The following is a 22,478-nucleotide window of genomic DNA, read 5'->3' on the forward strand; positions in this document are numbered from 1 at the left end:
GGAAAATATAGACAATAAAAAATCCGAAGTAAAATAAAAATATTTCTATTTTACTTCGGATTTAATTATTATTTTAATATACATTAAATAACAGGTTACAATATGCCTAATTTATCTATTCAAAATCTATATATTCACCTAATAAATCTTTAATATATGGATTTTGTTGATTTTCTTTAATATTTTCAGGAGTATCGTATTGAACAATATCTCCTTCTTGTAATATCATAATTTTAGTTCCTAAGCTTAAAGCTTCTCTTATATCATGTGTAACAAATACAATAGTAATACCTGTTTCTTTATGAATTCTTTTTATTTCATCCTGTAGCTGTCTTCTAGTTATTTCATCAACAGCACCAAAGGGTTCATCCATTAGTAAAATTTCAGGATTTGCTGCTAAGGCCCTAGCAATTCCAACTCTTTGTTGTTGTCCTCCTGAAAGTTCATTAGGGTATCTAGAAAGCATTTCTTCTTCTAGTCCTACAATATCCATCCATTTTTTTACTGTTTTCTTAGTCCTTTCCTTATCTCTTTTATTTAATAAGTTAGGAACATAAGATATATTTTTTTCAACTGTCATATGTGGGAAAAGTGCAGAGCCTTGAATAGCGTAGCCAATATTTCTCCTTAACATTATCATATTTTCATTAGCAATATTTTTATTGTTTATGAAAATTTCACCGGAGTTTATAGGTATTAAACCATTTATCATTTTTAAAATAGTTGTTTTACCTGAGCCTGAACTACCTATTAAGGTTACAAATTCACCTTTTTCGATACAAAAGTTTAAATCCTGTATAAGTTTGTTTTCACCATAGAATTTATCTACATGTTTAAATTGAATATGGCAATTTTGTTCCATTATATTAACCTTCCTATTTTCTATTTAAGTAATCCTTTTTCTTCCAAAAATGTTTTAGCTACAACTTTTGGATCTTGACCTTCACCTTCAACAAGATAATTTAAATTTGCCATTTCAGCTTCACTTATTAAATTATCGGTTTTAGATATAATATCTTTAAGTTCAGGATATTTTTCTAAAATTTCATTTCTGACAACATTGCCACATACATACGAAGGATAGAAGTTTTTATCGTCTTCAAGAACTACTACATTAGCCTTACTTAGCTGTCCGTCTGTAGTGAATATATTCATTACATTAATTTCCTTTTGCTCCATAGCTTTGTGTTTTAATCCAATGTCAATATCAACTACCTTTTTAAAGTTAAATCCATATAGTTCACTTAAAGCATCAAATCCATCTTCTCTTTCGAAGAAGTCATACTCTGCTCCAAATATCAGATCTGGTGCATATTTTGCTAAATCGGAATAGGTTTTAATATTATGTTCTTCAGCAATATCTTTATCTACTACTAGTCCAAAGGTATTGTTAAATCCATAGATGCCTAACCATTGCATATTGAATTTATCATTATATTCCTTTTGCATTTCATTAAACATGCTTTCATCGTAAATTCCATCTTGTTTTAGTACAACATTCCATCCAGTTCCTGTATATTCCGGATATATATCAAATTCTCCGGTTTCCATAGCTGGTTGAATATTTGAAGTTCCACCTCCAACTCCATGGGTAATATCTACTTTTAAATTAGAGCCATCTTCAATTAAATATTTTAACATTTCGCCCATAATCTGTTGCTCGGTCATTGGTTTTGTAGCAACATGAATTTTATCTTTTTTCATAGGGAAAGCCACTAAAGCAACTAAGGTTATAGCACCTATAGCCAAAGCTGCCAAAATAGGTATAAGTTTTTTATTGCTTTTATTGCTACTTTTATTATTTACATATTTTTCTAATCTACCAAGTATAAAATCTAAAACAAAAGCCAATATGGCAATTAATAAACTTCCAGCTATAGTCATAGCTATATTATTTGTTGTTATACCCCTGTAAATAGCAACTCCCAATCCGCCTGCTCCAATGAAGGAAGCAATACCGGTTAAGGCTATGGTCATTATAACCATATTTCTTAGTCCTGACATTATAACAGGGAAGGCGAGAGGTAATTGTATTTTATAAAGTATTTGAAAGTCCGTACTTCCCATACCTCGTGCAGCTTCTATTATCTTATCATCTATATTGGTAATTCCCGTATGGGTACTTCTAACCATAGGCAGTAAGGCGTATACTATTAAAGCAATAATAGCGGTCTTGTTGCCTATTCCTGAAAAAGGAATCAATAATCCCAATAGGGATATTGACGGAATTGTGTAAATAATATTAATAAACATTAAAACAAATTCAGATGCTCCCTTGTATTCGCTAATTAAAATTCCTATTATTAGCCCAATAATACCGGCTATTAATATAGCAATAATAGAAATTGTTAAATGTTCTAATATTAATTCTATATAAAAATCTGAGCGAGTCATTAGAGACTCCCACACTTGAGAAATCAATACAACCTCCTTTTACATATATTATGTTATAATTAATGTATATTAATAATACATATAAATAAAAATTATATATATTATTACTATATATACCATAAAATAATATAATAAATCAATGAGGTGATTTTATGAAGTTACAAAAATATAGTGAGTGGAGAGACACTAACATTACTATGCACATGATTCTTCAAATGATGGGCAAAACTAAACTAAACAAAATGTCTCCACAACCGGAATGGAATCAATCGTTACTTAACATAACTGCAGAAGGTTTTACTACAGGTCTTATTAATGATCATGGCTATAGTTTTGAAGTTCAATTAAACTTACATGAAGCTAGTGTAAAAGCAATTTGTACAAGTGGAAAAACAGCTAAGTTCCTATTAAGAGACAATGCTTCAGTTGCAGATTATTATAAAGATTATTTACAAATTTTAGAAAGTATAGGACATCCTGTTAAAATTTATCCTGTACCACAAGAAGTATTCTTCACAACACCTTTTAATGAGCAAACAAATAAAGTAGATTTTGATAAACGTAGTGCATTAAATTATTTTGAAATATGCGTATTAGTCAGAAATGCACTTTTAGACTTTGCTTCTGCTTATAAGGGTAAAAAAATATTACCTTCAATGTTCTGGGGAACATTTGATATGACAACAGTATTATTTGCAGGAGAAGAAAGACCATTTACAGGAGAAGGAATAATAGAAAAAGTAGCCTTTAATGAGCAATTTGTTGAATTTGGTTTTTGGCCAGGAGATGAAAATGTAGATGATCCTAGTCTATTTATTCTTGCCTATCCATTCTTAGAAAAGGATATAAGCAACTTACCAATAGAACCAAAAGAAGCTTATTACAGTCCTGAAAAAGCTGAGTATTTCTTATCATTAGAAGATATATTAAAATATGATGACCCATCAAAAGTAATAGTGGAGTTTTGTATAAAAGCCTTACAAAATATAGCAGAAGTTGAAAATTGGCCAAATAAAGAATGGCTTCTAACACCTTTTGATATAGAAAAATTCAAATAGAAGATTAATTAGTAATAAAAATCATCTAAGAGTTATTGTTAGTAACCTTTAGATGATTTTTTTATTAAATTTCAAAATATTTTTTAATACTACTATATTAATTGTAAAAAATTAAAGCTTTAATTCCTTTAAAAAACTAGTACCATTTTCTAATTTAGTACCATAGAATTCAGCACCGGTAGCACCTACATCGGCCATTGTTTTTCGAAGTCCAATATAGTTTGGTTTTTGAATATTAGAAATTTTACTATTATATATTAGTATTGGAACATTTTCCCTACTATGTTTGCTACTACCATTTGTTGGATCATTGCCATGGTCAGCCATAACTATTAATAAATCATCTTTTCCTAATAATTTTATTAGGCCACCAATATATACATCTGATTTATTTACAATATTAATATATTTTTCAGGATTTTGGTCATGTCCCGATAAGTCGGTTTCCTGTATATTTACAAAATGGAATCCCTTTTTATTGGATTTTAAATTATGGATTAAATCCATAAAGACTAAATCGGTATCAACATTAGGATAGAAGAGGTCATTGGGATTATAGCAAATATCAGCAACTTTACCATAAAGATATGTTTTAATGTCTATTTTATTTAAAATATAGGGTAATTGTACTGTTGGCTCTACTCCATAGCCTATGTGAACGCAATGGTAATTCTTTTTATATACTCCAGAATTAGGAGCATCTACTCCAATATAATCATCTTTTGTAATTACATTGGCTTCTAAGTCGCTATAAACAACATCAGATCCACCAAACGCAATTACTCTAGGAACCTTAACATGTTTTCTAACTATATTTCCTACTTTTTTTATATTATCAAATCCAGATATATCCAATGCACCAACAACATTTATAGCTTGTCCTAAATCAGTTTCCATATTATCACCAATAAAAATTGATTTGTTTACAACTAATAGTTCTAAGTTGTTTTTTTTATATCTATTAACTTTAAAGTTGTTTCTTTCTAAATCATTTTCTACTTCATCAATTACTTCTGAAAACTTCATTTTTATAGGTTCTTTAGGTCTAGTTCCTATAATTTCTTGATGGCCGAAAAAAGTATCTGCTCCAAAATGCTTTAATTCGCTTTTACCATAAGTAGCAGTTTTACTGTATTTGTTTTTATATTTATCATTTCCTAATGCATTAAATAATCCTAGTTTTTCAAGATTATTCCAATATTTAGCTTCTTTGTTTTCCATAAGATGCAAAACGGTATTACTGCCCTTGTCTTGGGGTCTTACCTTAGAAACATCGGCCATTTCTCCTATACCAAAGCTATCTAATACTAAGACTATAAAATTATTAATTTTCATATTTATCACCTAATGAATTATATATACCTACGATTTTTGCCTTATTATTACGGATTCCCTCAATTATAACAACATTACTTCTCGTAACAAATATTTGAAATCTAAAAGATAGAATAACTGTTGTACCAATATCATATTGCTTATCTAGCTCGAAATAATAATCGATACTTTCTAAATTAGTAGGCTTTATTTTTACTAGTTCCTGAGAGCTATCATATTCTTTTACTATGGCTTTTTCCATATGACCTCTTCTGTATATTCCTCCACCATAGACCTTACTCTTATTTTTGAAATTGTGGGAAACTTCAGTTAAATAGCAAACACATGGTAATTCTACAGTGTCTGTATATTTACTTAAGGGAGTTGAAGCTGTTAATCCATGTCCGGGTTCTCCTGAAGTTCCACCATGTTCTTTTATTAAATCTAAATTAGCTATGGAAGTTGCTGAAGGCATATTTATTTCTTCTATTTCAATATTATTATCCCTAAAAAACTTGACAGCTTTTTTTAATGTGGACAAATTATTGGTTTCTTTAATGGTATTAGAAGATTCGTCATATAAAAATGTTGGGAAATTAGTAACTCCTTTAATTTCAATGTTTTTTAATTGTTTACTAGCCTGTAATAATTTTTCTAGTTCATTTGGAAAAAATCCTGCTTCTTGGCCATCATACAGTAGATCGTCATCAGATACTACACGAACCATAATCTTTTGAACAATTCCTAATTCTCTAGCAATAGTATTGATTAGTTCTAATTTTTCTAAAGAGTAAACTGTTATAAATTCAGCTCCATAGCTCATTAATTTTTTCAAAAATCCATTTGGAATTTGTACCAAATGTCCTGCATTACAAATAGGAATATTGTTTTTCATCATAATTTGTGCTTCTCTAAAATCAACGACTACAGCACCATCATATCCTATATCGACTAATTTTCTTGCTAAGTAGGGATTTCTACCTAATTGTTTAAGCATAAAAAAAAGTCGAATATTTTTTTTATCTGCATTTTCTTTAAGTTTTTTAGCATTTATTAAAAAAGTATCTAAATCTATTACAAAAGTATCAGGATCAATTTTATTTTCTCTATGAAATTTATATACCTGATTAATTAGATCAGGATTTCTTTTTAAAAGATTTTCTACAAACATATTTCCTCCATAGATTTAAGTAAAATTCGAATAACCGTATCGGCACCTGCTCTCATTGGATTTATTCTTATTGTTCTATCTAAAAGTTCTTCATTATTTCCAAGACTGCTTTTTGAAATTCTATAGAACATAGGTACTATTTCATACTTTGATTCCGAGCCTACAGGGTAAGGTGCTGCACCTAGTTTTACAGAGTTTTCAAGTACTTTTTTTGCAATATTATCCTTAAATTCAACTATAATTACCTTGGATTGTGCATTGGCAATAATAACATCTTTAATTCTAGGGTCTTTAAGTTCTAATATTTTTTCCTTAATTTCTAAAATTTGAGTTGCTTGTATAGCTAAACTAACTGGAGCATATACTAATCCTCTTAATACCGACATTGCTTCATGACCTTGTACTTGTGAGCCTCCAGAATAGTGAAGTTTTCTTATTTTTTCAATTAATTTTCCATTTCCGGTTACTATTCCTATACCTTCCGGTCCTAATAATTTAAAGGAGGAAAAACATGATAAATCTGCACCTATTTGACTACCAATATGCTTTGTTTTTAAAACTGCATAATTATCATCACATACTATATTAGCCTTGCTATTTTCCTTAATTGTTTTTATAATTTGCTCATAATCGTAATTATCATTAAAGGATTGTCTAGTTTGTTGTACAATAACTGTACTAATATTTTCAGTTTTTAATATATTAATTAATTCATTTTCATTATTAAAATCGGTTTTTATATAATCCATAGACAACATATCTAGGGAAATTTTAGTAGTTGTATAAATAGGAGCATCATGAAGTAAAACTTTTCCATTATTTTTTTTTGAAACATACAGGGCTTCTTTAATAGCATTGGTACCGGAACCTCTTACTAGTACAGAATCTTCAGTATTAAAAAAACTAGAAATTATTTTTTCAATAGTTCTGGTTTTAATAGGTTGGTTTAGTCCAGGAGTTACTCCTAAATCACCTAAATCCAACATTTCATCTCCATTAAAAAACCTAGTAATAGTGTCAACTAATTTGAACTGTAATTGGATAGCATCATCAATGCTTAAACTTTCTAAAGGATATGCTTTCATATTATTAAATCCTCCATTTAAAAATTCTTTGTATATTACTATTTAGTAATTTATCGATACTTTCATCAGAAATTCCTTCATCTTTCATCATTGGAATAAATTTATCTATAATATAGTTGTATCCTATACCACCTCTATATTCCATATTGGATTTTCTTGTAATATCCATTGAAAGTACAACCTTATTTATAAAACCTGCTTTTTCTATTTCCTTTAAGAACATAACCCTTTTGCTATCAGGAAAATAATTGTTTTTTCCAATAGTATCAAAACCTATGTTAACTCCTTCTGATATTAATTTCATAATAATATCTAGATTTCCAGAAATATCCATATGGCCAATTATTATTTTATCTAAGTCCATATTATGCTTTTTAAATAGCTCTAATTGTTCCAAAGCATAGGTACCTAAAGTTGTATGGGTGCTAATTACTGCTTCGGTTTCTTTAGCCGCTTTAATAGAGGCTTCAAATACCTTTAATTCTAAATCGGTCATGGTATCCTTACTAGAACCTATTTCACCAATAAATCCTGCCCTTATATTTGTTTTTTCAATTCCATTAACTAGTTCATCAATAATTATTTCAGATAGTTCATCTACACTTTTTGTAGTCACATAATTAGGCAAAAAAGGTTCTTTATAGAAACCAGTTCCATAGACAATATTTAAACCAGTATTCTTTCTAACATCTTCAACATATTCTATATTTCTACCTATTCCAATGTTGGTCATATCTAATATATTTCTTATACCGGCATTATATAGTTTTTTAAATTCTTTAATTGTTTCTTCCTTTGAATTTAAATTACAGTCTTCATCATTTTTTATTCCAGATAGGTCTATAGTTGTATGTTCATGAGCCAAGGTTAGACCGGGAACTAGAATGTTGGAATTTTCTATAAGGGTAATTAGATGCATATAAATATATTCTTCTTCAGAATCATCTAATTTACATGGGAAATAATCCTCCATTAATCCATAGAGTTTTTTAGCAGACTCAAAATTATTATTTTTAATAATTTCGTCCTTTAAGAAATTATCTAGTTCTTCCTCAATTCCATTTCCCTTTAGATTTCTTTCCATAGCCATTGCTAAGTGGGTGAAAAACATATCAGTATCTGATAAATTTAATCTTTTAGGTAATAATAATTTAAATATTATATTTTCCATTGCATTATAAACTTTAGTTGAAATAACATTATTCTCTTCCAGTATTTTTAATCGTTCTAAATTCATTTTATCCTCCTAATATTAATAACTTGGTAAAAATTTACTGTTCATTACATCATTTTGAATAGCAACCAATTCCTCTTTATTAATAGATTTTTTTAATATTTCTTTTATTTCAGGTTTTTTTCCACTAACTACAAAGGTTGCTATAGTATCGTCCTTATTTTCCTCATCAATAATTTTATATTTCAAATTAAGATTTCGTTCTTTTATTTCATCTAGGTTCCAAAGAGCACAATCAATTTCATTTTTCTCCAAACTATTAAGAATTTTGTTATACTCCATATTAATGTATTGAACTTTTCTATTTCCAACATATTTTTTTGTTAGTAAATGTTGATCCATTGAGTTTTTGTCCAATGCTAGTTTATAACCGTCCTTAATAATTGGTTCCAGGCCCTTTCTAAATACAAAACAGTGATTTGATAGATAGCTGTATTCCCCAAGTTCAGATACTATGGAAATATTGTAAAGATTATTTTCAATAGCTTTTTTTGCTGAATAAAGGGAGCAAATAGCAAAATCACATCTATCATTTTCCAACATATTGAGTCTAGTATTGGCACCAAGCATGTAGGATAAAACTATTCTTAATCCAAATTTTTTACCAATTGAATTTACTATGGCAGTTGAAAGACCTTCGTATCTTTTAGAATAAGGTAGGGGCATAGCACCTAGTAGAAAATCAATTCCTGCAGTTTCAAGTAAAATTTTCATATTTTTTTTAACTATAAAACTTCCTAATTTCCCTCGAGAAATAATTTCAATAGCTTTTATTTCTTTTAAGTATTTTAAAGAATTTTGTACGGTTCCTCTTGCTACATTTAATTGTTCCTGAAGAGAATCAATAGTAGGCATTTTACTACCTTCATCAATTGTTAAAAAAATTCTTGATAAGTTTAAAATACTAGCTCCATATTTACTAAATTGTATTGGTAAATTACTATGATTCATGACTACCTCTTTTCATTGACATACTGTTTATTATTCTATATAATAGATTATACCAAATATACAAAATTTTGTATATTAGAATTTGATAGGAGGTCTAACATGAAAATAGTAGTAGGAGGTCAATTTGATAAAAATGAAATTGCAAACGATATTTTAAAAATATCAAATAATTCTATTCAAGTTGACATAAAAAATGATTTAGATGCTGCAATGGCAGTAAAAAATGGTGAATATGATTATTACATTGGGGCATGTAACACAGGCGGTGGTGGTGCTTTAGCTATGGCTATAGCATTAGTAGGTGCAGATTATTGTTCAACATTATCAATGCCGGGAAATATTAAAGATGATGATTTTATAAAAAAAGAAGTTAGAGAAGGTAAGAAAGCCTTTGGCTTTACTGCACAGCATAGAGAAAATATTTTACCTACTTTAATAAAAGAAATAATGGATTATAAGGGAGGAAATTAATGAAATATATAATAATTGCTCTTTTAGGAGGACTGGCAACTTTAATGGCTAATCAAGGTATTGCTGTTTTTAATGATGGTTTTAGACCTATTTATTCACAATATTTTGAAAAGAAAATAACAAGAAAAGAATTAGCCGCTATGTCCTTTGCTATAAGTTTTGGTTTAGTAGTAGGATTTGGTATACCAACATCAATAGCCGCTTCTATTATTTTAATACATAGTATTTTGCTAGCTACAGATATTATAGGTACATTTTTGCCAGATAATAAAATTGGTGCAATTACCTCTTTAGTAGCAGGTGCAACTTATGGTGTGTTGATTTTAGTAGGATTGGAAGCAATAGTAGATCTATTTGGGAAATTACCATATAATTTCTTAGATCCATTAGGAAGTGTTAGTAGCTTTGTAGTATCTGGTTTTGCAATATTTCCTTCAGTTGCAGTAGGTGCACAGCATGGCTTTAAAAAGGGAGTTATAACAGGAACTATTTCAGTATTAGTATATTTTTTAATAGCTAAATTTGGTGTAATAAATGTAGGCGAGAATGTAGTTAATTTAGATCCGGCAGGAATGGCACTATTAACAGGTGTAATTATTATGGTAATATTTGCAACTAGTAATAAATCTGAAGAAAATACAGGAAGCAATGTTTCCTTAACTGCCATATTCTCAAACCAAGTTTCCAGAATTCAAAAAAATTGGTGGATTTTTGCAATTATGGGTGGTTTAGCTGCAGCAGCAGCAAGTATGGATTTAATAGCAGGAGATCCTGCATCATTGGCTTTAATGGCTGATAAGGTTTATGGAAATGCAGCATTAACAGCATTAACTAGAGGAATAGGATTTGTTCCGTTAATTTTTACAACAGCTATAGTAACGGGAGTATATTCTCCTATAGGATGTACTTTTATTTTTGCAGCAGGAATAGCATTACATGGAAATCCATTAGTAGCTTTTATAGCAGGGGCAGTAATTTTAGTAGTAGAAGTATTTTTAATTAGATTCTTTGCAAAGATAATGGATAAATTCCCAGGTGTTAGAGATATGGGAGAATATATAAGAACTGCAATGAATAAAGTCCTTGAAATTGCACTATTAGCAGGGAGTATAGTATCAGCTGAAACCATGGCTAAAGGAGTAGGAGCAATATTTGTTATAGGATGTTTTCTAATTAATAAGTACTCTAAAAAACCACTTGTTGATCTTGCTGTAGGACCGGTAGCGGCAATAGCTCTTGGTATTATTCTTAATATATTGAACTTAATTGGCTTATGGACAATTCCAGTTGCATAAAAAATATATAGAATATGCTAAAAAAACATTTGTAGCATATGAAAATCCATATAATTCAGTAGTTAAAACTTTCGGTAAAGCTATAAATAAATTAGAACCGAATTCTTACTATTATGGCATTAAAGATATTGATGGTTTTGATGAAAAAATTTTCGAAAAATTAGATAATAATAATTTCATTAGACACACTATAGATAAATCCTCCTATGGAGGAAGGGCTATAGATATAAACTTGAAAAATCCTATTACTGGTAGAAATATGACTGGCTCTTCAAGTGGAACAGCAATAAATGTATTTGCAGGAATAAATGATTTGGGAATAGGTTCTGATGGAGGTGGATCAGTATTAGCACCAGCAGCTAGTTTAAATCTTTTTGGTTTTTTAAGTCCACTTATACCATCAAAATTTAAAAATAAAAAATCAACAGATAATTTAGGATTTAAACCATCTGTAGGCTTTATTTCTAAAAAGATGACCGTTTTAGAAAAAGCAGTAGAAGTTACTTTAGATATTAGTCTTAATTTAGACAAAGTAAATTCTTCAATTATAATTAATACCTTTAATATGAGTAAATATTATATGGAGAGAATAAAAAAGAAAAATATAAATGCTAATAGATTAATAGAAATTAACACTGCTTTACCAAGGAAAGAAGGTATTAGAATTTTATCTAAATATATAAAAAACAATATTTTAATAGGGTATGAATCAAAAATAGATTTAGAGGGTTTTGGAGATTCAATATTTGGATTAAATGATTCATTTACAAAAAAAGAACAGGAGAAAGCTAACAAGGGAATAATAAAATATGTAAATATGTGTGGCTTGTCGGCAATATTCATTCCAACTTCTGAACTGGCTAGTGGCTATATACTTTGTGGTGATTCCAGTGTAGACACTATAAGAGAAATGTTTCATTTAGGGGCATTATTATATGAAGAAACAAATCCAACGATGTGTAATTATTTTGGTAATTTAGATATGTATTTGAGATAAAATAACTTAAAAAGTAAATATTAAATATTTTTTATATGAGAGATGGTTAGAGTATGTTTCTATCTCTCATATTTTATTATTCAAAGTTCAAATTCTAAAAAATAAACTAATACAATAATACTAGGGGATGATTCTTAAGAAATCTAATGTAATGATAGCATCAGGAATACTTTTAGTTGATTCTTTTTATTAGAACAGAAAAAGATTACACACCAATAATTATGATTATATATTCAATATACTCTGTATAACTATAAGAAATTTCAAATATAAGTATATTAAAAATTTTAAACAAAGAAACTATCGCTATGTAGCTAGAAATAAAACTGATGAATTTAGTAAAGTAAAATTTAATGTTAGGGAATTATTACTAGAAGCTTGTATAGAACGATGTTTTATTATTCTCAAAAAGGACAGACAATATTTGTGAAGTTTCTATATAAATTATTGTTGACACTGATATGAACAATAATTGGATAAAAAAATTTTGAAATAAATTACATGCTTGGTATATTTTGATTAAAATATAATAAATTTATATAATGATGTATGTAAAATAATATAGGGGTTATAATAGATGCTTATCTAAAAATAATTTTAAATAAGCATTTATTTTTATTTGTTAATTTTAGATTAAATTTACCAACTTTATATTGTTTTACTTGGCATAGATTTATTAACATAATAATAGAAAATAGACTTATGAAATATCAAGAACTTAAACATAGTTCTAATACTATATTTATTAAGATTTGATATTATCAAATTTTATTTTTGCTAATAGTTCAGATAGTTTCGTGTATTCTTTAGGGAATAAAACATCATCTTTCATTGCTACTTTTCTGTTTATAATCTTATTGATTTTTATTATTCTGTTCTATTACCATCAATTTTTAATGATTTGGAAGTACTATATTTTATCACTAAACTTATTAATGTAGTTATTGAAACTCCATATTTATTGAATGTTTTTTATTATTTAATAAGAAAATCATTTTTAGCACATTCACAAGCATATTCAAAAAATAGTTTAGCAGGAGGTCGTAAGTTTATCCCTTTTTTATAAAATATTCCAATTTCAGAAAAACATACCTCATCTTCTAATGGAATTTCTATTACTTCATCCCCTCTTTTCTGATTATGTATAGATGTGACACTAAAAGCGATGCCTTTATTTTGTTGCACTAATCGATATGTTTCAGATAGATTGTTTACTGTGCCTACTATATTTAAATCGATATTTAAATCTTTACATCTTTCAAGAAAGATATTATGAGCTTTAAAATTATTGCTCATTAAAAACAGTTTTTGAGAAGCTAAATCATGACAAGAGATTGTTGAATAATCCGCGAGGGGATTGCTTTTATGAACTAATACGGGCCAAGGGACTTGTTTTAGTGGAGAATATGTGAATTTCTTCTTGTTAATTGGAGCATAACCTAAAGCAATGTCATATTTCTCTTCTAAAATCAAACGTTCTGATACGGAAAAAGGATGCTCACCAACAAGTAAATCGATATCTGAATGTTGTAGTCGAAAATTGTTTGTAAATTGATTTGAAAGATGATCTAAAACAGCATAAAAAAAAGAAACCCAAACTTGTTCTCGAATAGTTTCATCAACCATACCTAGTTCGTTATTCATTTTCTTATTTAGATTCAACATTTTTTTAGCATATTTAAGCACTATTTTACCCGGTGCAGTAAGTTGAACACCTTGAGGCGTGCGAAGAAATAATTGAACATCTAGTTCATTTTCTAAATTTCTTATAATTCTGTTTAGGCCTTGTTGTGATATAAATAATTCTTGAGCTGCTTTATTTATGCTCCCTCTTTCGCATATAAAAAGAAAATAAGACAAATGTTTTAAATCCAAAAAAAATCACTTCCTTTAAATACTGTTGTTACAATTTGTTGAAACAACATACAACAAATTACTTATTCTTAACAAACAAGCTTAAATATATACTTAAGATACAAACAAATTCAAATATACCGATAATTATATGGGATATCATAAATGGTAGCATAGAAGTTAATTTAAGTAAAGAAATGAGTGAAGTGAAATGAAAAATGAAAAAAAACGTTGGATAATAATTGGTGCTTTAATAATTAATAATCTTTGTTTAGGATCAATTTATATTTGGAGTATTTTTAATCGTCCACTTATGGAAAAGATGAATTGGCCAATTAGTAAAATATCATTGGCATATTCATTAATGATGTTAATAACATTGTGTTTCAATTTGTTGTCAGGTCCATTACAGAAAAAAATAGGCCATAGGAAAGTAATGTTATTTTCAGTTATATTTTGGTCATTAGGGTGGTTTCTAACGGGCTTTGCTTCTAATATAGTACAGCTATATTTCTTCTTCAGTTTTATGGTAGGAATAGGAGCTGGTTTTGGATACAATACAATAGTGTCTATAATTCCTTTATGGTTTCCAGATAAATTAGGTATAGCAAATGGGATGGCAATAGGAGCTTCTGGCTTAGCTCCGCTAATATTTGCTCCCATTGCACATTATATATTGGAATCAGTCGGAGTACAAAGAGCATTTAACATACTGGGAATAATATTTTTAATTTTAATGGGAACGACTTCCTGGTTAATTACAGCTCCATCTAAAGGATGGAAACCTGAAGGATGGGTAATGACATCAATTTCAGCAAAAGAAAGTTCTTTGGAAAATAAGACAACAAAGGAAATGTTAAAAGAACCTGTGTTTTATATGTTTTGGTTTGTTTTATTAGCTGCTGTCACATCAGGAATGATGATGACAGGACATGCAGCAGGTATAGGTGAGTCCATAGGTATGACGACAAGTCAAAGTACAATGTTGGTAGGCTTATTAGCGGTTATGAATTTCGTAGGTAGGATTGGTTTTGGATATCTTTCTGACAAGATAGGGAGATACCGTGTAATAACTATTATCTTATTTGTTACATCTGTGAGTATGTTGATGCTTGGATATACAAATACAATCAGCCAATTTCTAGTATTATTTTCTTTAATTGGACTTTCATTTGGGGCTATAATGGCGGTCTATCCAGCACTCTGCGCGGAGTGTTTTGGAACTGAACACATGGCATCTAATTGGGCTGTTCTTTATAGTGGATATACAGCAGCTTCTTTCGTAGGACCTGTATCTGCAGCAAGTTGTTTAGAAGCTACAGGAAATTATGGTATAGCCTTTCTATTGGCTGGAGGACTTGGGATTTTAGCGCTAGTAACATTTAAATTTGCACAAAGAATGATTTTTAATGAAAAAATTCTGTTAGAAGAAAATGAAAAAAATTTATAAGGTATCAGATTATATCATTATTAATAAATAATTATAAAAAATAAATAGAAAGGAGGTTTTTAATAATTAAGGAATTAATCTGATAATCTACATAATTATAAATTGAATAGGATTCTAGGTTGCCTTATAAACCTAAATATACATATAAAGGAAGGTTATTATGATTACATCAGGTCTTGGATTTTTAGCGTTATTAGCATTAATAAATGCAGCAGTATTTTATTTAACTAAAAGATATCCATTTAGAGTATACAAGTACTTACCTCCAATTATTATAGTATTTATAATTGTAGTAATATGTAATACATTTAGAGTTTGGGATATGGGTGTTGATGAAGTAAAAGGAGCTAGGCAGGGATTCTTAGATATTGTAATACCATTTATGATTTTTACAATTACTTTACAAACAGATATTAGAAAAATCATAAAAATGGGTCCTAAATTATTAGGAACATTTTTTGCAGCAACAATAAGCATATGTATAGGTATGGTTATTACCTGTTTAGTACTGGCTAGTCCACTTGGATTAGAACAAATTCCAGAATCATTTGGAACATGGACGGCTTCTTTTACAGGGGGAATAGAAAATTTATATGCAGTTGCGAAAGCAACAGGATTATCAGATGCTGCTCTTTCAAATGTATTGTTGTTAATCAATGTTGTTTTTAGACCATGGATGACGGTACTAATAGTTGCTGTAGTGGCAATTGCTCCTAAATATAATCAATGGGCTAATGCTGATACTGATGAAATAAAAAGAGTGGCGAAAAAAGTGGATAATGGTGAAATAGGGAAAGGAGCACCTTCTCAATTAGATTTATTTGTGATTGCAGGGATAGGATTTAGTTTAGTAACTGCGGGAATGTATTTAGGTGAACCATTGAGCAAAATAGTAACTTTTATTCCTGCGGAAGTTTGGTTATATATAATAGTTACTTTTGGAGGCGTTCTTTTAGGCACTTTTACTAAATTAGGACAAACAAACGGATTGGTATTAATAGGTGGAACGTTGGCAGTATTCTCTCTTTCAGTATCTTCTTCTAGTACTGATTTAAGAAGTTTTATGAATGCAGGTATATATTTATTAGCAGGTGTTATGGTGCTAGGTATACATACTATAATTCTTCTATTGATGGGTAAATTAATGAAGATGGATTTATGCACTTTGGGAATTGCTTCTATTGCGAATGTAGGAGGAGTTTCTTCAGCACCAGTAGTTGCAGCAGCATATGGGGAGCAATATCAGGCTGTTTCAGTTCTTATGGCTGCGTTAGGATCTATTTTAGGAACTTTTATAGGATTGGGAATGACAGAGTTTTTAAGAATGCTCTTGTAAATAATTATCTCAGTTAGATAAAAAGATATTTCAGGTAATATATTATAAAATGAAAGGAGTAAGTAATGTATAATTTTGACGAAATTGTACATAGAAAGGGCACTGATTGTATAAAATGGGATCAATTACAAAAAAAATATGGAGATTCTTCTATTCTACCTTTTTGGATAGCGGATATGGATTTTTTTGTTCCAAAAGCAATAGTGTCAGGTATAAAGAATAGAGCTAGCCATCCAACATATGGTTATTCTTTTGCATCAGATAAATATTATAGTAATTTTATAGGTTGGAACGAGAGAAGAAACGGCCTACCTATTAAAAGGGAGGAAATTATCAGTGTCCCAGGAATTGTATGCGCATATAGTTTTATCATATATGGATTGATTGGTTCAAAAGGTAAAATAATGTTCAATACTCCAATATATGATCCGTTTTTTAAGGTAACAGAGGAACACGGATGTGAAGTGGTAACATCAAGTCTTAAAAAGAAAGATGGAATATATCAAATAGATTGGGAAGATATTGAAAAAAAATTTAAAGATGGAGTAGATCTGTTTGTTTTGTGCAACCCACACAATCCAACAGGTAGAGTTTGGACATATGAGGAATTAGAACGGCTGGGAAATTTATGTATTAAATATAAAGTACCGATTTTTTCGGACGACATTCATTCAGATCTAGTATTTGAGGGAAATAAATATATACCAATAATATCCATATCTGAAGAGATTAAACAAAACACGATTATGGCAATGGCACCGAGTAAGACTTTTAATCTTGCAGGATTAAAAAGCTCATACTTGATAATTTCAAATGAAGACTTAAGACAAAAAATATCGACAGCGATAGAGAAATTTCATGTAGGAGTAAATTTATTTGGATTAAAATCTTCTGAAATAGCATATGAATTTGGGGAGGAATGGTTAGAGGAATTATGTAGCTATTTAAAGAAAAATGCGGAATTTGTAGTGGATTATTGTGAAAAGAGGCTGCCTAGAGTAAAGGCGTATGTTCCGGAAGGAACTTATCTAATGTGGCTAGATTTCTCAGATTATGAGTTGTCACAAAATGAATTAATGAGGAAATTAGTTGAGGATTCAGGAGTAGCTTTAAATGATGGAAGTAATTATGGTAAAGAAGGCGAGGGATTTGTAAGGTTAAATATTGCTACGCCTAAAGCAATGTTGAAAAAAGGTTTGGATTTGATTTCTAAAATATTTAATTAATACTGAAAGGAGTAAGAATGGATTTTTTAAAAATTGCTAGTCTTTATGAAAAAGATATAAAAAACTGGCGTAGAGACATCCATATGAATCCAGAGATTGGTTTCAATTTACCGATAACATCAAAGAAAGTTGCTAAACTATTAAAGAGCTTTGGATTGAGAGTAGAAAAAGACTTTGTAGAAAGTGCAGTTTTAGGGATATTAGATACTGGTAGACCGGGAAATACCGTAGCGGTTCGTGCAGATATGGATGCACTAGAAATAGAGGAAATGAATGATGTGCCCTATAAATCAAAAATACAGGGTCGAAGTCATAGTTGTGGTCATGATAGTCATACTGCCATAGTTTTGGGATTGGCGAAATTGATAAGTGAAAATATAGATAATTTTTCAGGAGTTATTAAATTCGTTTTTCAACCTGCAGAAGAAGGTCCAGCACCAGGTGGAGCTAAATTAATTTGTGAGTCAGGAGTATTAAATGATGTAGATTATATGATAGGAGCACATGCTCAACCATTATATCCAGCAGGTTATATAGCTTTAAGATATAATGAAGCATTTGCTAGCGGAGATTTTTTTGAAATTACCTTAAGAGGAAAAGGTTGTCATGCAGCATCTCCACATAGAGGTAAAGATGCTATTGTAACAGCAATGCAAATAATCAATTCGTTACAGACAATTAGAAGCAGAGAAATACCACCGTTGAAAGCAGGCGTTATATCTATAACATCCATAAATGCAGGGAATTTGAAAACTAAAAATGTTCTGCCAGAAATTATTACCATGGGAGGAACATATAGAGCATATGATGATGATTTACGCAAAATGATAGGAAATAGAATAGAACAGATGGCAGAAACAATTTCAAAATTGAATGGTTGTGAATGTGAATATAAAAGAATACCTATGTTTCCTTCATTAATCAATGATAATGAAGTAATAGATGTAATAAAAAAATCTGCAGAAGATGTCCTAGGAGTTGAAAAAGTAATTATGAAGCCAGAACCTGAAATGGGATCAGAGGATTTTGCATACTATACTAGAAAGACAAGAGCAGCATTCTTTTTCTTTGGTGTTAAATGCGAAGATGAAAATATAGTTAATAGTTTACACAATCCTCGTTTTAATATAGATGAAAATACATTTATACCAACCCTTGCAGTTTTTGCCCAAACAGTGAAAAATTTATCTGAATTGAATAGCTAATGTTAAGATCTATAAATTTGAATAGATAAAAATGATTATAGACTATGAAGTTATTTAGAATAAGGATTGTTAACTAGATAAAAACTATTTTTTAGAATTGACATTATAAAGATTAAACTATAAGTAGTTTGTGCGACTTAACTTTGGCTATCTGTCAAATAGTGTTGGTGAAGAAAATAATAATAGCGGTTCAAGCTAAGCAGCTTGGACCGCTATTTCATTTCTAAATCCTTTAAACCAAACAATTAAAACATAACATGATTCTTAACTTAAAATTATCAAAGCTATTATAATCTTATCTTATAAATTATTATTCTCTAAATAATCATTTAAGCATCTCAAAAGATATAAAAACTAAATTTTTAATTTTATCCATAACAAAATATTATGGTGACATAACTATCTTCTTCTTCTCAATTTAAAAGTATTCTTATAATATAAGAGTGAATGAGTGTTATTGTTTAATAATTAACAACTAACAACTATATAAGATAGACAAGGAGAGGTAAGTATGAGCAAATGCTATGACCTAAATATTGATGAGGTAAACCAACTATTAGGAAAATTGTCCGATAAATATATTATCTATGCTCCTAAGAGAGTTTTCAATGGTGGAAGATATGCACTGGATGATACAGTTATCTATGGGGAAATTTCAAAGTTTGAAGATATTGAATTTGATAAGCGTACAATTTTTTCCATAAAGGAGGTATTGACTCCTTTATCTCAAACATTATTTTATTTTACAGAGGATGAGTTTAAGGAAGCTAAAATAAGGGATTCTAGGGATATACTTATTTTGGGACGAGCTTGTGACTTGAATTCCATAAAAATTCAAGATCAGATCTTTAAAGAAAATGGTGGAATAGAAGATTATTTTTATTCAAGACTTAGGGATAAAACTTATTTTGTATTGATGGAATGTAACAATCAATATGATGGATGTTTTTGTTGCAGTTTGGGAACAAATACTACAGACATACATGATGTAGGTATTTCATTTAGGGAAGATGGAGCTTATGTGGAGTTGGAGAATTCTTTTTTTCATGAGTATTTAACCGGATTTAAACCATCTTCATATGAAATTCAATTTCCTAAAGAAAATAAATTAGTAGTCGATTATCCTCATATAGATAATGAAGAGGAATACAATCAGTTAAAGATTCATCCTATGTGGGACGAATATGAAAAAAGATGTATAGCTTGTGGTAAATGCACAGTTGTTTGTAATACATGTACATGTTTTACTACGACGGACATCTATTATAATGACAATTGTAATGTAGGTGAAAGGCGTAGAACTTGTTCATCCTGTATGTTAGAAAGTTTTGATAAGGTTGCAGGTGGAGAAAATTTTCGTAAAACCACAAAGGATCGTTATCGTTTTAAAATTTTACATAAGGTTTATGCTCATGATGCTCGCTTCCATACAGGACCGATGTGTGTTGGTTGTGGCCTTTGCGATAGTGACTGTCCACAGTTAATAAGCTATTCTGCAACTTTGGAAAAGATTAACTTAGCTTTAAAAGAAATACGTTTAGAGGCAAAAAAGGAGGAAACAGATAATGCGTAAAGATGAAACATTATTAAACCCGGTTAAACCATCACCATATAGGATTATAGATATTATAAAAGAAAATAATTCGGAATGGACCTTTCGTATGGAAAATGACAAACTTATTGAAGACGGACAATTTATGCAGCTATCTTTACCGAGAATAGGTGAAGCACCAATTTCCGTTTCAGGATATGGCGAAGGTTATTGTGATTTTACTATTAGAAATGTCGGAAAGGTTACAAAGGAGTTATTTAATTTAAAAAAGGGCGATACTATTTTTATGAGAGGTGCTTATGGAAAGGGGTGGCCTTTAGATAGATTTGCTAAAAAGAATATGGTTGTTGTTGCCGGTGGTACAGGAGTTGCACCGGTAAAGACCTTGTTGAGTAAATTTGCAAAAAATCCGGACATGTATAAGGATATATACGTAATTTTAGGTTTTAAAGACTCAGAGGCTATTTTATTTAAAGATACCTTAGACAAGTGGAAAAAATCTCCTAATTTCCATGTAATTTATACATTGGATAATGAAAAATACTCTAATTGGGAGACGGGATTAGTCACTAAATTTATTGAAAGAATTCCATTTGAAGAATTTGAAGATAATTATGAATGTGTGGTAGTAGGTCCACCGGTAATGATGAAGTTTGCAACGATGAAACTAAATGAATTAAATGTACCTGATGAAAAGATCTGGGTATCCTATGAGAGAAACATGTCTTGTGGCATTGGTAAATGTGGTCATTGCAGGATTGATAGCACCTATGTTTGTATTGATGGTCCTGTTTTTAACTTTGCTAAGGCTAAGCATTTATCAGATTAGAGAGGGTGGATAAGATGAAAGATGTAAATATTCAAGAATTACGCCAAATGTGTTACAGACAATCAAAAATACCGGGTGAATTTATGTTGCAACTACGCTGTGCCGGAAATTATTTAGATGCTAAATGGTTGGAAATGGTTCAGTATGTTTGCCAAACTTGGGGTAATGGTCAACTTCATATAGGAACCCGTTTAACATTTAGTATACCCGGAATTAAGGTGGAATATATAGATGAAGTAAATGAGTACATTGCTCCATATATCTATGAGATGGAATGTAATATTTGTGGTGTGGAAATGGATACAAGTAAAGGATATCCATATATTGGACCTAGGAATATTGTTGCTTGTATAGGCGGTATTCACTGTATTAAGGCAAATATAAACACTCAGGAATTAGCCCATAAAATAGAAAAGTTAATTTATCCAAATCCCTATCATATAAAAATAGGCATAGGAGGATGTCCTAATGATTGTGCTAAGGCACAATTTCAGGATATTGGAATAGTAGGTGTAACAAAACCTGTTTATTATCAAGATAGATGTATTGGTTGTGAAGCATGTGTTAAAAAATGTAAAAAGGTAGCTACAAGGGTACTTGAAAAAAATGATCAAGAAAAAATAACTAAGGATATGTGCTGTTGTGTAGGGTGTGGGGAATGTGTAACCATTTGTCCAACAGGTGCCTGGCAACGTCAAGACCAAGTGTACTATAAAATATTTATAGGAGGACGATCAGGTAAGCAATTTCCAAGAATGGGTAAAATGTTTGCCAATTGGTTATCGGAGAAAGCTGTATTACAGATTATTGAAAGATGGCCGGAATTTTCCAGATGGGTACTAAAGGGACAAGCTGAATATCTTCATGGAGGTCACTTAATAGATAGAGCCGGATATCATAATTTTAAAAAGTTTATGCTTGATGGTGTTGAGTTAAATGAAGAAGCTTTGATTGCCGATAATGTCTATTGGGATGAGCAGGAATATCGTAGCAATATTCATTTAAAGAATATAGAGAGTCACCCAAATGTTAATTAGAAATTTAAATCATAAGAGT

Annotated in this window: 19 protein-coding genes; 11 read left to right on the plus strand and 8 right to left on the minus strand. The window is 29.9% G+C overall.

Translation table 11 applies throughout. The annotated features are described in order from the left end of the window. Positions 1–115: 115 nt before the first annotated feature. Together WAO56_RS04125 and WAO56_RS04130 are read right to left on the minus strand one after the other, a co-directional pair. Complete coding sequence (locus WAO56_RS04125) at positions 116–862, minus strand: ABC transporter ATP-binding protein (RefSeq protein ID WP_422143166.1); 747 nt, start codon at positions 860–862, stop codon at positions 116–118. A gap of 20 nt (positions 863–882) precedes the next feature. Continuing rightward, positions 883–2,394 carry a glycine betaine ABC transporter substrate-binding protein gene (locus WAO56_RS04130; RefSeq protein WP_422143165.1) on the minus strand — a complete coding sequence of 504 codons (1,512 nt, stop codon included), beginning with the start codon at positions 2,392–2,394 and terminating at the stop codon, positions 883–885. A 152-nt stretch (positions 2,395–2,546) separates the two neighbouring features. On the opposite strand from WAO56_RS04130, the gene WAO56_RS04135 reads away from it, so the two are divergent. Continuing rightward, positions 2,547–3,452, plus strand: coding sequence for a DUF5996 family protein (locus tag WAO56_RS04135; protein WP_422143164.1), 906 nt, complete (start codon positions 2,547–2,549; stop codon positions 3,450–3,452). Positions 3,453–3,563: 111 nt separating this feature from the next. Here the strand turns inward: WAO56_RS04135 and WAO56_RS04140 are convergent, their stop codons facing one another. The 5 genes from WAO56_RS04140 to yhfZ are packed head-to-tail and all read right to left on the minus strand — an operon-like array spanning position 3,564 to position 9,207. Then, positions 3,564–4,787, minus strand: coding sequence for a phosphopentomutase (locus WAO56_RS04140; protein WP_422143163.1), 1,224 nt, complete (start codon positions 4,785–4,787; stop codon positions 3,564–3,566). After that, positions 4,777–5,937: an alanine racemase gene (locus WAO56_RS04145; RefSeq protein ID WP_422143162.1), complete on the minus strand. Its 1,161-nt coding sequence runs from the start codon at positions 5,935–5,937 to the stop codon at positions 4,777–4,779. The genes WAO56_RS04140 and WAO56_RS04145 overlap by 11 nt, the downstream gene beginning before the upstream one ends. Next, positions 5,928–7,022, minus strand: coding sequence for an aminotransferase class V-fold PLP-dependent enzyme (locus WAO56_RS04150; RefSeq protein ID WP_422143161.1), 1,095 nt, complete (start codon positions 7,020–7,022; stop codon positions 5,928–5,930). The genes WAO56_RS04145 and WAO56_RS04150 overlap by 10 nt, the downstream gene beginning before the upstream one ends. 4 nt (positions 7,023–7,026) lie before the next feature. After that, positions 7,027–8,259 carry a PRD domain-containing protein gene (locus WAO56_RS04155; protein ID WP_422143160.1) on the minus strand — a complete coding sequence of 411 codons (1,233 nt, stop codon included), beginning with the start codon at positions 8,257–8,259 and terminating at the stop codon, positions 7,027–7,029. Between the two features lie 15 nt (positions 8,260–8,274). Next, entirely contained in the window at positions 8,275–9,207 is a 933-nt protein-coding gene (gene yhfZ / locus WAO56_RS04160; protein WP_422143159.1) for a GntR family transcriptional regulator YhfZ, read from the minus strand. 99 nt (positions 9,208–9,306) lie between these two features. On the opposite strand from yhfZ, the gene WAO56_RS04165 reads away from it, so the two are divergent. Genes WAO56_RS04165 through WAO56_RS04175 form a run of 3 tightly spaced genes read left to right on the plus strand, consistent with a single transcriptional unit; the run spans position 9,307 to position 11,970 of the window. After that, positions 9,307–9,678 carry a DUF2620 domain-containing protein gene (locus WAO56_RS04165; RefSeq protein ID WP_422143158.1) on the plus strand — a complete coding sequence of 124 codons (372 nt, stop codon included), beginning with the start codon at positions 9,307–9,309 and terminating at the stop codon, positions 9,676–9,678. Then, the gene (locus tag WAO56_RS04170; RefSeq protein ID WP_422143157.1) at positions 9,678–10,973 is read left to right on the plus strand and encodes a YhfT family protein; all 1,296 of its coding nucleotides are present in this window, start codon (positions 9,678–9,680) and stop codon (positions 10,971–10,973) included. The genes WAO56_RS04165 and WAO56_RS04170 overlap by 1 nt, the downstream gene beginning before the upstream one ends. Next, positions 10,966–11,970 carry an amidase family protein gene (locus WAO56_RS04175; protein ID WP_422143156.1) on the plus strand — a complete coding sequence of 335 codons (1,005 nt, stop codon included), beginning with the start codon at positions 10,966–10,968 and terminating at the stop codon, positions 11,968–11,970. Before WAO56_RS04170 ends, WAO56_RS04175 begins: the two co-directional genes overlap by 8 nt. Positions 11,971–12,945: 975 nt before the next feature. On the opposite strand, the gene WAO56_RS04180 is transcribed toward WAO56_RS04175, so the two are convergent. Next, positions 12,946–13,845, minus strand: a complete 900-nt coding sequence (locus WAO56_RS04180; RefSeq protein WP_422143155.1) for a LysR family transcriptional regulator — start codon at positions 13,843–13,845, stop codon at positions 12,946–12,948. 190 nt (positions 13,846–14,035) lie between these two features. On the opposite strand from WAO56_RS04180, the gene WAO56_RS04185 reads away from it, so the two are divergent. The 7 genes from WAO56_RS04185 (at position 14,036) to asrC (ending at position 22,459) form a co-directional block, all read left to right on the plus strand. Further along, a complete protein-coding gene (locus tag WAO56_RS04185; RefSeq protein WP_422143153.1) occupies positions 14,036–15,274 on the plus strand; it encodes an L-lactate MFS transporter in 1,239 nt (412 codons plus the stop codon). 160 nt (positions 15,275–15,434) lie between these two features. Next, a complete protein-coding gene (locus tag WAO56_RS04190) occupies positions 15,435–16,610 on the plus strand; it encodes a DUF819 domain-containing protein (RefSeq protein WP_422143152.1) in 1,176 nt (391 codons plus the stop codon). Between the two features lie 65 nt (positions 16,611–16,675). After that, the gene (locus WAO56_RS04195) at positions 16,676–17,836 is read left to right on the plus strand and encodes a MalY/PatB family protein (RefSeq protein WP_422143151.1); all 1,161 of its coding nucleotides are present in this window, start codon (positions 16,676–16,678) and stop codon (positions 17,834–17,836) included. 17 nt (positions 17,837–17,853) lie between these two features. After that, on the plus strand, positions 17,854–19,041 hold the full coding sequence (locus WAO56_RS04200) for a M20 metallopeptidase family protein (RefSeq protein WP_422143150.1): 1,188 nt from the start codon (positions 17,854–17,856) through the stop codon (positions 19,039–19,041). A gap of 511 nt (positions 19,042–19,552) precedes the next feature. Then, a complete protein-coding gene (gene asrA, locus WAO56_RS04205) occupies positions 19,553–20,614 on the plus strand; it encodes an anaerobic sulfite reductase subunit AsrA (protein ID WP_422143149.1) in 1,062 nt (353 codons plus the stop codon). Next, positions 20,607–21,422 carry an anaerobic sulfite reductase subunit AsrB gene (asrB, locus tag WAO56_RS04210; RefSeq protein ID WP_422143148.1) on the plus strand — a complete coding sequence of 272 codons (816 nt, stop codon included), beginning with the start codon at positions 20,607–20,609 and terminating at the stop codon, positions 21,420–21,422. Before asrA ends, asrB begins: the two co-directional genes overlap by 8 nt. A gap of 14 nt (positions 21,423–21,436) precedes the next feature. Beyond that, on the plus strand, positions 21,437–22,459 hold the full coding sequence (gene asrC / locus WAO56_RS04215; RefSeq protein ID WP_422143147.1) for a sulfite reductase subunit C: 1,023 nt from the start codon (positions 21,437–21,439) through the stop codon (positions 22,457–22,459). Positions 22,460–22,478: the final 19 nt, after the last annotated feature.

This window comes from Miniphocaeibacter sp., assembly GCF_049276255.1.
GTDB lineage: Bacteria > Bacillota > Clostridia > Tissierellales > Peptoniphilaceae > Miniphocaeibacter.